Consider the following 11,936-nt stretch of genomic DNA (forward strand, 5'->3'; position numbering starts at 1 on the left):
GGAGCAGAGCAATGTCAAAACTTCCTCAGCAGTTGACCTTCGGCGTCATCATTGGCAACCGCGGTTTTTTCCCCAGCTATTTAGTGGGCGAAGCGCGCCAGCAGGCGGTAGCGCTGTTTGAAAAACTCAATATCAATACCGTGATGTTGAATGAATCGCAAACCAACCTCGGCGGTGTTGAAACGCGCCAGGAAGCCAAAACCTGCGCCGAGCTGTTCCGCCAGCATCGTGACAATATTCACGGCATCGTGGTTTTACTGCCTAATTTTGGCGATGAAAAAGCGATTGCGGAAGCGTTGCGTCTTTCGGGGCTGAATGTGCCGGTGTTGGTGCAGGCAGAAGAAGATAACCTCGATAAAATGGGACTGGCGACGCGCCGCGACAGCTTCTGCGGCAAGATCTCGCTGTGCAATAACCTGCGCCAATATGGCATTCCTTTCAGCTTAACGCGTCAGCACGTTTGCGCCTTAAGCGGTGAAATATTCATGCAAGATTTGCAGCGTTTCACCCAGTTGTGCCGGGTCGTCCACGCCATGCGGCGGGTACGCGTCGGCGCGATTGGTGCGCGTCCGGCGGGGTTTAATACCGTGCGATACAGTGAAAAATTGCTGGAAAAGATGGGCATCGCGGTAGAAACCCTCGATCTGTCAGAAATTTTTAGCCGCATCAAGCGGCTGCGTGACGATGATATTCGGGTAGCCGAAAAGCGTGAAATTCTTGAAGCGAACGCCGACGCGCGCGGCATCCCCGATGAAAAGCTGCAAACTATGGCGAAGCTGTTTGTGGTGATCAGCGAGTGGGTGAATGAAAACGATATTGATACCACCGCAATTCAGTGCTGGACTTCGTTACAGGAGAACCTTGGCATCAATGTCTGCTCCATTATGAGTGTGATGTCGGGTCAACTGATGCCCAGTGCGTGTGAGGTTGATGTAATGGGCGCGCTGTCGATGTATGCGCTGGCCAGCTGTTCACTCAATCCCGCGTCGTTAGCGGACTGGAATAATAATTTCGGTGACGATCGCGATAAATGCGTGCTGTTCCATTGCGGCAACTTTGCCAGCGCCAGCCTGGAATCACCGACCATGGGAACCGCCGATATCATTGGCACTACCGTCGGGAAAGAGAACACCTGCGGCGCGGTGCATGGACGAATGAAAAGCGGTGATCTGACCTATTTCCGCCTCTCGACGGATGATTTTAACGGCGAGATCAAGGCTTACGTCGGAGAAGGATTATCCGTTGACGATCCACTGGACACAGTGGGATGCCGCGCTGTGATTCAGGTGCCTCAACTGGAAAATTTATTGGCGTGGATCTGCCGTAACGGCTTTGAGCATCATGTGGCGATGAACCATTCAGCCACTGCTGCGGTGTTGCAAGAAGCGTTCAGCAACTATCTGGGCGTAAGTTGTTATCAACACAGTTAAGGTTTCAACGCCTCATCCCTAAACGAAAAGGGGATGAGGCGATTTTTTACCTGCCTTGCCGTTGAGGTTTACTCATTGGCGACCGCCTTTAAATCGACTTGCGGTAAGCTGCCGCCGCTGAATTCGACCTGACGAATTGGGAAGGCGAAACGAACGTTGCGCTCTTCTAACGCGGCCATTAGCTGCAAGTTAATTTCCTGCTGAATATCCATATATTTGTTGTAGTCGGCATCAAGGACAAAATAGACCACTTCAAAGGTCAGTTTGGAGTCATCAAAAGCCAGAAAATGCGCACGATCGAAACGTGTCATCTCAATGCCCTGAATAATGTCTTTGACCAACGTGCTGATTTCACGCACCTGCTTTGATGAGGTGGCGTAGCTGATACCAAATTTGAACACGATGCGGCGCTGCTGCATGCGTTTGTAGTTATGGATCGTCTGCTGCAACAGAATGGTATTCGAACAGACAATTTGCTCACCGCTCAGGCTGCGCAAGCGCGTCGTCTTCAGGCCGATATGTTCAATCGAACCGGCAATGTCGCCAAACACCACAAAGTCGCCATGTTCGAACGGTCGATCTAAACCAATCGCCAGAGAAGCAAACACATCACTCAGCACCGTCTGAATCGCCAGTGCAATAGCAATACCGCCAACGCCTAAACTGGCGACCAGCGCAGTAATGTTAATGCCCATATTCGACAGAATGGCGAGCACCATCATCACCCAAACCAGGATGCGCAACAGAATACCCAAGATCACGGTGGTGACTGGATTACGCACATGCAACGGATCGCGCAGCAGGCTCTGAAGCCACAGCCGAATACCGCAATCGATCCACAACGCAAGTTGCACAATAAAGGCCAGAAACCAGCCATGCGAAATGGTGTTGCTCCAGGTTGATGGCAGATCAACGAATTTCAGCGCAATCAACAGGGAAAAAATCAGCAACAGCGTCTGGCTGGTGCTGCGTAATATCTCCACCACAATAGCAGTTGCACGAACGTGGCGGTGCTCGCTGTAGCGTGCGATACGGTTGGATATGAATCTAATCAGTGAACGGAGGATCCAGTAGATAACTAGCGTGGCGACCACCACGATAGCGCTGTTTATCCAGAAGGTTTGGTTAAAAAATATCGATTGAAAATGACGTGATGAAAGCCAGTTTTCCATTGGGGAGAATCTCCTTGCTGGGATCCGGTTTGAGGGAATAAGCAAGAAGAAGCATAGCCTGGATGCGCCAAATGTGTACGGCACATCCAGAAAGGAACTTATTGAAAACGATTAGCTTTGTCACGTGCCAGTCGTTCTAAGGCAAAAATAACCTGCTGCAACTGCCGTTCCTGAAGCGGTTCGATAGTGGTAAAACGGAAACTCAGTCGCGGCGTGATGCGCGTTTCGTTTTTGCTGGAGACCAGGCTGCGCTCGCCAATATGCATCAGCTTTGCCCCTACTTCGAAATGACCATATTCGCCCAGCTCGACCCGGAACGACTTGAATGCATCGCCAGGTTTTAACGCTTCAGGCAGCGCTTCATCAACCAGCACGCCAATACCGCCTAGCGAGAGATCCTGCAGACGAAAACGGGCTTTCTGCCCATTTGGCCATTGCGTATGACACCAAAATTGCGGTTCAAGTGGTGCATCAATGCGGAAAAATTCCCGGCGTTGAATCTGCCACAGCAACGCAGGCAGCCCAGCGCTAAATGCAGGCAAGCCTTCATGTTCAGTCATCTCCAGCGCGGCAAGACTGAACTCTACTTTGGCACCCTTGGTTTCAGCCGAAATACTCACTTCGCGACAGTTCAGCGCGTAATCGTTGTCCAGGTTATTACTGCCTAAATCGAACACGATACGATCTTCATCTGCGGCTAACATGCGGCTGATAAATTGCCCACGGGAAAAGGTCACCATGAGCGGTGTTTGATAGCGCAGCAGCTCCTTCATTACTCCCAGGACAGCTAGCGTTCCTCTTTTGAGGTATTGTTCGTTATCGGATTCTTTCACTCACTGGCTCCAAATGATTGCTTCGTCATCATTTCTGTTTCCTTTGCCACTTGTCCGTTATCGACCTGCACAAAAAAAGCTTTAGCTTGCTAACTAAATTTTTTAACTGTGACACAACAGGCAAAATTGAAAACTGTGTCTATACTTATTGCGGTAAACCGCTTGATTAATCAGGCGAACACAATGTAATCAGAAAAAACGCAAGGAGTAGTTAATGGGCATTCTTTCATGGATCATCTTTGGTTTAATCGCCGGTATTCTCGCTAAATGGATTATGCCGGGCAAAGACGGCGGCGGCTTTATTCTTACCATTGTGCTCGGTATCATCGGTGCAGTTGTTGGTGGCTGGATCAGCACCCTGTTTGGTTTCGGTCGTGTGGACGGATTCAACTTCGGCAGTTTCGTGGTTGCGGTAATTGGTGCCATTGTGGTGCTGTTTATCTACCGTAAAGTTCGCAGCTGACGTTCAGCGTCAAAGACGATCTAAACAAAAAAGGGGACGAAGTGATTCGTCCCCTTTTTCATGTTTTGCGTTTAGCGCCTTACGCTTAAAACCGTATGTTTGTCATCTCAGTGGTGTTTAAAAATCCACTCCCACCGTCGCCATCACCGTACGTTCTGCGCCCCAGTAACAATAACCGGTGCCGTAACAGGCCGCGACATAATTGCGATCGGTTAGGTTATTAGCATTAACCTGCACCCATGTGCCTTTCAAGCTGCTGTTCCAGGCCCCTAAATCTGCGCGTACCGAAGCATCAAACAACGTAACGGAAGGCAAACGCGTGGTGTTTTCGTTATCAGCCCACTGCTTGCCGATATAACGCACACCCGCGCCCGCGCTGAGACCGTAATCGAACTGATAATGTCCCCAAAATGAGGCCATGCTGTTTGGCGTCACGTAAGGTGTGTGCCCATCGTTGCCATCCACTGAATCTTTGAAGCGCAAATGATTAAGCGTGTAGCCCGCGATCGTACTGAATCGTGGGGTGATCTGATTACGCGCCTCTAGCTCAATACCTTGCGAATGCACTTTGCCTGAGGGGGTAAAAGTTGCCGTGATCACATCGCGGTTAGAGACATTTTTTTGCATCAAATCATAGATCGCTAAGGTGTAGAGATCGCGCGTGCCGTTCGGCTGGTACTTCAGACCCGCTTCATACTGCTCTGCGGTGGTGGGTTTTAGCAGATTATTGTTGTTATCCGTCAGCGCGGTTGGCGTAATCGCCTGACTCCAGCTCACGTACGGCGATAAACCGTTATCAAAGGCATAAAGCAGGGCTGCGCGCCCGCTGATGTGATCGTCCTGACGACGATCGCTGCCGCTGTTGTTAGCGACAATGCGGTCATAGCGACCTGAAAGATCGAGATGCCAGCGATCCAGCTTCATCTCATCTTGCAGATAGAGACCGGTTTGATAATAGCGACGCGTCGCTTCTGTCCAGCCGTAGCCCGGCATCGCACCCACTTGTTCACCGGTTACGGCATTCAGCGGGTTAGCATCACCTGACGCCTTACTGATCTCATTCTTGTAACGGTGAAAATCGACACCAACATTAACGCGATGCTCCAACGCGCCCGTTGCGAACTCCGCCTGCAAGCGGTTATCAGTAGCCCATGCAGAAAGTGATGAACGTTCACCTGAATAATAGCGGTTCAGTAAATCGCTGTTCGCTGTGTTCCACCCAATCTGATACACCTGATCGAGATCGACATTCGAGTGGCTGTAGCTGCCGGTTGAAGAGAAAGACCAAATTTCATTAAATCGATGCGAGAAGTCGAAACTGTAGATTTGCTCATGGCGCTTGAACTGGTCGAGATCGGTGTTGCCTTCGTAAAAACCGTTGCTGAGTTTATATCCGTTGTGTTCAGTAATGCTGCCTTCACCCGGCACTGATCCGTGATAACCACCAGAAGGATCTTTCTGCAGATAGGCTTTCAGGATCAGATGCGTATCTTCATCCGGCTGCCACATCAGCTGCGGCATCAGGGCATATTTTTCTTCGCGGGTGTGATCGTATTGCGTATCGCTGTTGCGCGTGATGCCAGTCAGGCGAAATGCCCATTGATCGTTGATCGCATTGGTGTAATCGAAAGCCGCGCTGGTGGTCGCGTTGGATCCTGCTGAAAGCTGAAAATGTCCCTCTTCGCGGTATTCCGGACGCTTGGTAATCATATTGACCAGGCCGCCCGGCACGGTTTGACCATAGAGCGCCGAAGAGGGGCCTTTGATCACGTCAACGCGTTCGAGAAACCAGTTATCCACCTGCATGACATTGAAACTGCCGCCATCGCTCATAACACGCAGACCGTCGATAAAGGTGTTATCGACATCGCCGCCGTGGAAACCGCGCAGCGAAATGGTGTCGTAACGCGTCGCCGCACCGGCAAAATTGGTAAAAACGCCTGGCGTATAATTCAGTGCCTGATTGAGATCCTGTGCACCCTGATCCTGAATCTGCTGGCGAGTAATCACCGATACGGATTGGGGTGTGGTGATCAACGGCCGATCGCTTTTAGTCGCGCCCTGGCTGGTGGTCGCCAAATACCCCTGCGTTGGTGATTCGGCGCTTTCTTCTGGTTGTGCCGTGACAATCAACGTTTCAGCCGCGAAGGAAAATGTCGGAGCAGTAAGCGCCAGCGCACAGTAAACCGCGCTGCGTTTCACAGGAGAAGGCAGTGTCATTAGCGATCCTTTCAGGTCAGATTAAGGCAAGGAAACAGTATGGTAAAGATTCTCATTGTTATATTGAGAATCATTACCATTTGTTAAATTGAGTGCAATTCTGCCTGCCGATGAAAGGAAGTCAAGGTAAACAAGCTGATACTGTCGGTTTGATCCGACAGTATCAGAATAGGATCACTGCATTGAAGCGGAACTCTGAGGAATATCGTGGGCGCTGTTACAGGTTTTGTCTTTTGGACAATACTTGTCGAGCAGCATCAGTGTGACGCCGTTGGTCCAGCCAAAACCATCCTGTAGCGGATATTCACCGCCACCGCCGCCACCCAAGTTTTTACCCTCAACCACATACTTTTCAACCAGTTTATGTTCTTTATCGTAGGTGGTTTGCACGTTTTGCAGGAAGCGCAGGCCAACCTGTTTGGCCAGTTGCGGTTTTTTGTAGTGTTCCAAACCCTCTACCGCGACCCATTGCAGCGGTGCCCAGCCATTAGGTGCATCCCATTGCTGGCCATTATTCACCGTGGTGGTCACTAATCCGCCCGGTTTCAGAAGCTGTTTCTCAACCGCGCTGGCGGTGCTGTCGGCCTGCTTATCGCTGGCAACGTGCAGGTAAAGCGGGAACAGCGCAGCGGCGGTGAGCTGCGGATGAACCTGCTTTTTCTTCCAGTCGTAATCTGCGTACCAGCTTTGCTTGCTGTCCCATAAATAGCGGTTGATCGCGGCCTGACGCTTCTCAGCGCGGTCAGCGTACTGCTTCGCCACATTGCCCTGTTTATTCAGCAGGTAGCTTTTCGAAAGAACTTTTTCCAGATGGAAAATCAGGCTGTTCAAATCGACCGGTGCTATCTGCGTGGTGCGGATTGTGGCCAGGTTATGTGCATCGGTAAACCAGCGTGAACTGAAGTCCCAGCCAGACGCCGCGCCTGAGCGCAACTCACGGTACATTTCCGCTTTATCGCGCTGCGGGGCCTTTTTCGCGGTGTTCACGTCATCCATCCAGGATTCGGTACGCGGCACATCACGGGCATCCCAATACCGATTGAGCAGGGTGCCATCGGCGAGTTTAATCACGCGCTTGCTGGCATCGCCGGCTGCCACGATGTCGCTGTCTGCCATCCAGTAGTCATACTCTTTCTGCAACTGCGGCAGATAACGCGTATAGGCTTTGTCACCTTCGTGGGTAGCCAAGAGATCAACCATCAAACTAAAGAAGGGCGGCTGTGAACGGCTGAGATAATAGCTGCGGTTGCCGTTGGGAATATGGCCGTAGCGATCCAGCAGTGAGGCGAAGTTATCCACCATATCCTGCACGCGATCCCAATGACCACTTTCTGCCAAACCTAACATGGTGAAATAGCTGTCCCAGTAATAGACCTCACGGAAGCGGCCGCCGGGAACAACATAAGGTTTCGGCAGTTGCAGCAGCGAGTCATATTGCCCGGCGCTTTTAGCGGTGCGAGTCAGTACTGGCCACAAACCATCAATGTGTGCACGCAGGCTTTGACCGGCTGGCGGCACATATTTGTCGCCATTAGTGGGCAGCGTAAAATTCGCTGACACAAAGCGTTTTAGGTCAAAGCTGCGTTGATTCTTTTGCATCTGCCAGTCGGCAAGAATCGAGGCGGGATCATATTTAGGTAGCGCATCAGCAAAGGTCTTTTGATCAGGATAAAATTTTGCTTGTTGCACAGCGTTAAATAATGGCCCTAAACGCACATCGGGCGGCTGCGGCTGATTGCTCAGCATGCGTGAATTATCATCTGCGTGAACAGTAAATGCGGGCACGCTCAGCAACAGCGTAAGCAGTAATGGTGCGTAGCCCTGACGCCCTTCAGTGGCGTTTACCTCAGTTTTTATCATCGGTTGTTCTCCTTGTCCGAAAAGCGGGTCGCGCGTAACGCATTGACCACTCGAACAACTTTAGACGCTATCTCAGTGTTTCACCCTGAAGCGAGCCGGAAATGTGAAGGCGCGGGAATAAATCGCTAAAAGCAGGGAATCAAAATCCTGCATTTTGTATGGATTTTTCCTTGTCTTCGTTGCCTTTTTCCCCGACGCTGAAAAGAAAAAAGGAGAGCAGTATGGAGATTATCTGGTTTCACCCCTCGCAAGACGCCACGCTCTGGATCAAGGGCTTACAACAACGACTGCCGCAAGCACGCGTGCGTCGTTGGCAGCCGGGCGATAGCGCACCCGCCGATTACGCGCTGGTGCGTTCACCGCCAATAGATATGTTGAGTGGAAGAGAAAATCTACGCGGCGTGTTTGCATTGGGCGCTGGCGTGGATGAGATCCTCGCGCAGCTTAAACGCCATCCCGACATGCTCTCCGATGCGGTGCCGCTGTTTCGTCTTGAAGACACCGGCATGGCGCGTCAGATGCAAGAGTACGCGACGCATCGCGTACTGGATTGGTTTCGCCGCTTTGATGATTACCGACTGCAACAGCAGCAGCCGTGCTGGCAGCCGTTGACGGGCTACAAACGTGAAACGTTTACCGTTGGTATTCTCGGTGCAGGGGTTTTAGGCCAACGCGTCGCTGAAAGCCTGAAATATTGGGGCTTCCCACTGCGGGTCTGGAGCCGTTCGCCTAAGCAGCTTGAAGGCATCACCAGCTTTGCCGGACGCGAATCGCTGAATGATTTTTTGCACGGCACGCAGGTGTTAATCAATCTTCTGCCTAGCACCGCCGAAACGCATAACCTGATTAATCGGGACTTCTTGCAACAGCTGCCGCAAGGGGCTTTCTTCCTGAATTTGGCGCGAGGCGCGCAAGTCGTTGAGGACGATCTGCTGGCTGCCTTGAACAGTGGTCAACTCAAAGCTGCCGCCCTGGATGTGTTTCAGGTTGAGCCGTTGCCAGAAGGTCATCCGCTGTGGTCACATCCGCGTGTCACCATTACGCCACATAATGCGGCTGTCACGTTACCGGAAGAGGCGATGGATTATATCGCTCACGCCATCACGCAGCGCGAAGCAGGTGAAATGCCGCGAGGTTGCGTTGATCGCCAGCGCGGCTATTAATTATTAAAGCTCTGTTTTTTATCCCAGCCCATGACGGGCGATCAGCAGGAGAAAAAGATGTATCCGGTAGATCTGCATATGCACACCGTCGCCAGTACCCACGCGTACAGTACGCTGCACGATTACGTCGCGCAGGCGAAACAGAACGGCTTAAAGCTGTTTGCTATTACCGATCACGGTCCCGATATGGCAGATGCACCGCATTACTGGCATTTCGTTAACATGCGCATCTGGCCGCGCGTGATCGATGGCGTGGCGATTTTGCGCGGTATCGAAGCGAATATTAAAAACCAGCAGGGCGAGATTGATTGTTCTGGCCCGATGTTGGATGCGCTGGATTTAATCGTGGCCGGTTTCCACGAGCCGGTTTATGCCCCACGGGATAAAAAGCATCACACCGACGCGATGATTGCTGCCATGGCGGGCGGGCTGGTGCATATAATTAGCCATCCGGGTAATCCGAAGTTTCCGGTAGATATTCCGGCGATTGCTGAAGCGGCTGCACATTATGACGTTGCGCTAGAGATCAATAACTCCTCCTTTACCCATTCGCGCCCAGGCAGTGAACCAAACTGCCGCGCGATTGCTCAAGCGGTACGGGATGCAGGCGGACGTCTGGCATTTGGTTCAGATTCCCATACCGCCTTTACGCTGGGTCATTTTGAGCATTGTTTGCGGATTACACGTGAAGTGGATTTTCCTGAAGATCGCGTGTTAAATGTCACGCCGCGTCGACTGCTCGATTTCCTTGAGCAGCGTACCGGCAAACACATTGCTGAACTGGCTGATTTTTAACTTTATTGCTTCAAGGATTCTGACTCATGAATGAGTTTTCCATTCTGTGCCGCGTGATCGGCTCGCTGTTTAATCGCCAACCGCAAGATCCGCTGCTGGTGCCGCTGTTTACGCTGTTGCGTGAGGGCAAATTGCAGGCGCAATGGCCGCTGGAACAAGACGATCTGTTAAAGCGTTTGCAGCAGAGCAGCGATCCCCAGGCGTTAGCCGCAGACTACAACGCGCTGTTTGTCGGCAGCGACTGTAAAGTTCCGCCTTATGCATCGCAATGGCCAGAAGGGAAAACAGAGGCGGAAGTCCGCGCATTTTTGTCCTCACGCGGAATGCCGTTGAGCGATGCGCCTGCCGATCATTTTGGCGTGTTGATGCTGGCGGCTTCCTGGTTGGAAGATCAGTCTGCGGAAGATGAAAGTGCGGCCCAGTTAGCGCTGTTTGAACGCTATTTACTGCCTTGGTGCGGTGCGTTTCTGGGTAAAGTCGAAGCGCATGCGACCAGCGCGTTTTATCGCACGCTGGCTGCATTGAGTCGTGAAGCGATTCAGGCCATGTATAACGAACTGGCCGAAAGCGCTGAAGAAGACGAAGACGACGAATAAGTTACCAGCTCGCCGGATGCGTACCCGGCAAGCATCCTGGCGTCGCGCAGATCAGCGCGGTGCCAGGAAGGTAAGCCGCAGAACGCAAGCGCACGCCCAATCCCCATTGCGTTAACTCAAACATCGCCAGATTATCGCTGACTTCAGCATGAATACCGGATTGCTGGCTTCCCTCGGGATAGCGATGCTGTTGCAGCATCAACGCTGTTCGCGCCAGCGATAAACGCGCCTGGCTGCCATTTCCTGATTCTTTACGCTGACGCAATCCTTCCAGCACCGCAGCCGCCATAAGATAGCCGGTGGCATGATCCAGGGCCTGTACTGGCAGTGGCGTGGGTTTATTGCTGTGTTGACTGCGCATGCCTTGTTCAGCAATGCCGCATCCCATCTGTACCAGGCTGTCAAAACCCCGACGATTACGCCATGGGCCTTGCCATCCCCATGCATTCAGGCTGACATCCACTAAACCGGGCGCCAGCTGCTGCCGCGTTTCGGCATCAAATCCAAGCTTTTCCAGCGCATCGGCGCGATAACCCTGCACCAAAACATCGGCTTCACGCAGCAGTTGAGTGAACGTCTCGCGATCCGCCTGAAGGTTTAAGTCCAGCACCGCACGACGTTTGCCACAGGTGATCTCTTCATCCAGCGTCGGCTCTTGCCAGCCGGGTGGATCAATACGCAGCACATTCGCGCCGAGGCTGGCAAGAAAGCGTGTTGCAACGGGCCCGGCAATAATGCGGGTTAAATCCAATACCTTGATGCCCAACAGCGGACGTGCAGTGGGCAATCTCCAGGTGGGGACAGGGCCGGGCGCAGTGGTTTGCCAGGCGATCAGCGGTTCCTGATTCACTGCCTGGCCTTGAGGATGCTGCTGCCAGGCCTCTGCGCTGCGCATCTCAGCGGCACAACCGCCAGCAGCAATAATCGCCTGTTCCAGTTCAGTCGTCTGCCATCGCGCCACCTGCTGCGCTAATGCCTGGCGATCGGGATGCCGGCCCAGCACGCTTTCCATCGCCTGGCGATGATGGGCGGCGTTGGTGTGCAAACGTATCCAGCCATCCGCGCTGGCGTAATCGCCCGCAAACGGATCCCACAACGCGGGCGCAGGGCGGTTAAGAGGCATGAAACTGTGTTGAAACCAGCGCGAAGCCAGCCGCACGTTTATCTCAACGGGCTGCGATGAAGTTATCAGGTTTGCGGCAGCTTGGGTCGCCAGGCCAAAGCTGCTGGCCGCCAGTTCGCTGACGGCATAAGCGGAGGGAAATGTGCGGGTATCAACAAAGGTGGGCAACGGTTGCGGTGCAATATTGCCGCGCAATCCTTGCCACATCTGCTGCCAAAGTGACGCGGCGAGCTGATGGTCCATGTTTATGCTCCTGAGAATCACGTTCTCTCAAGCATAGC

General features: G+C 52.6%; 10 protein-coding genes. 5 read left to right on the plus strand and 5 right to left on the minus strand.

The window, feature by feature from the left end:
* The first annotated feature begins 11 nt into the window (after nucleotides 1-11).
* Nucleotides 12-1,430, plus strand: coding sequence for an L-fucose/L-arabinose isomerase family protein (locus ACF2G4_RS03635; RefSeq protein WP_243078132.1), 1,419 nt, complete (start codon nucleotides 12-14; stop codon nucleotides 1,428-1,430).
* A 68-nt stretch (nucleotides 1,431-1,498) separates the two neighbouring features.
* On the opposite strand, the gene ACF2G4_RS03640 is transcribed toward ACF2G4_RS03635, so the two are convergent.
* A complete protein-coding gene (locus tag ACF2G4_RS03640; RefSeq protein WP_215847020.1) occupies nucleotides 1,499-2,602 on the minus strand; it encodes a mechanosensitive ion channel family protein in 1,104 nt (367 codons plus the stop codon).
* A gap of 98 nt (nucleotides 2,603-2,700) precedes the next feature.
* The gene (locus ACF2G4_RS03645; protein WP_215847019.1) at nucleotides 2,701-3,435 is read right to left on the minus strand and encodes a flagellar brake protein; all 735 of its coding nucleotides are present in this window, start codon (nucleotides 3,433-3,435) and stop codon (nucleotides 2,701-2,703) included.
* Between the two features lie 214 nt (nucleotides 3,436-3,649).
* Between ACF2G4_RS03645 and ACF2G4_RS03650 the strand changes: the two genes are divergently transcribed.
* Nucleotides 3,650-3,898 carry a GlsB/YeaQ/YmgE family stress response membrane protein gene (locus ACF2G4_RS03650; protein ID WP_215847018.1) on the plus strand — a complete coding sequence of 83 codons (249 nt, stop codon included), beginning with the start codon at nucleotides 3,650-3,652 and terminating at the stop codon, nucleotides 3,896-3,898.
* Between the two features lie 117 nt (nucleotides 3,899-4,015).
* Here ACF2G4_RS03650 and ACF2G4_RS03655 read toward each other — a convergent pair whose 3' ends face one another.
* Nucleotides 4,016-6,118: a TonB-dependent siderophore receptor gene (locus ACF2G4_RS03655; RefSeq protein WP_409075518.1), complete on the minus strand. Its 2,103-nt coding sequence runs from the start codon at nucleotides 6,116-6,118 to the stop codon at nucleotides 4,016-4,018.
* A 174-nt stretch (nucleotides 6,119-6,292) separates the two neighbouring features.
* Nucleotides 6,293-7,978, minus strand: coding sequence for an alpha,alpha-trehalase TreA (gene treA / locus ACF2G4_RS03660; RefSeq protein WP_409075519.1), 1,686 nt, complete (start codon nucleotides 7,976-7,978; stop codon nucleotides 6,293-6,295).
* Nucleotides 7,979-8,199: 221 nt separating this feature from the next.
* Between treA and ghrA the strand changes: the two genes are divergently transcribed.
* From ghrA to ACF2G4_RS03675, 3 genes are read left to right on the plus strand one after another with little or no spacing between them, the layout of a single operon-like run.
* Complete coding sequence (ghrA, locus tag ACF2G4_RS03665) at nucleotides 8,200-9,141, plus strand: glyoxylate/hydroxypyruvate reductase GhrA (protein WP_409075520.1); 942 nt, start codon at nucleotides 8,200-8,202, stop codon at nucleotides 9,139-9,141.
* A 57-nt stretch (nucleotides 9,142-9,198) separates the two neighbouring features.
* Nucleotides 9,199-9,936, plus strand: a complete 738-nt coding sequence (locus tag ACF2G4_RS03670) for a phosphatase (protein ID WP_215847014.1) — start codon at nucleotides 9,199-9,201, stop codon at nucleotides 9,934-9,936.
* A 26-nt stretch (nucleotides 9,937-9,962) separates the two neighbouring features.
* Entirely contained in the window at nucleotides 9,963-10,532 is a 570-nt protein-coding gene (locus tag ACF2G4_RS03675) for a molecular chaperone (RefSeq protein ID WP_215847013.1), read from the plus strand.
* A 1-nt stretch (nucleotide 10,533) separates the two neighbouring features.
* On the opposite strand, the gene ACF2G4_RS03680 is transcribed toward ACF2G4_RS03675, so the two are convergent.
* Complete coding sequence (locus ACF2G4_RS03680; RefSeq protein ID WP_409075521.1) at nucleotides 10,534-11,898, minus strand: CoA transferase; 1,365 nt, start codon at nucleotides 11,896-11,898, stop codon at nucleotides 10,534-10,536.
* Between the last annotated feature and the right edge of the window lie 38 nt (nucleotides 11,899-11,936).

The sequence above is a fragment of the Pantoea phytostimulans genome (assembly GCF_046118715.1).
In the GTDB taxonomy this organism is placed as follows: Bacteria; Pseudomonadota; Gammaproteobacteria; order Enterobacterales; family Enterobacteriaceae; genus Pantoea; species Pantoea phytostimulans.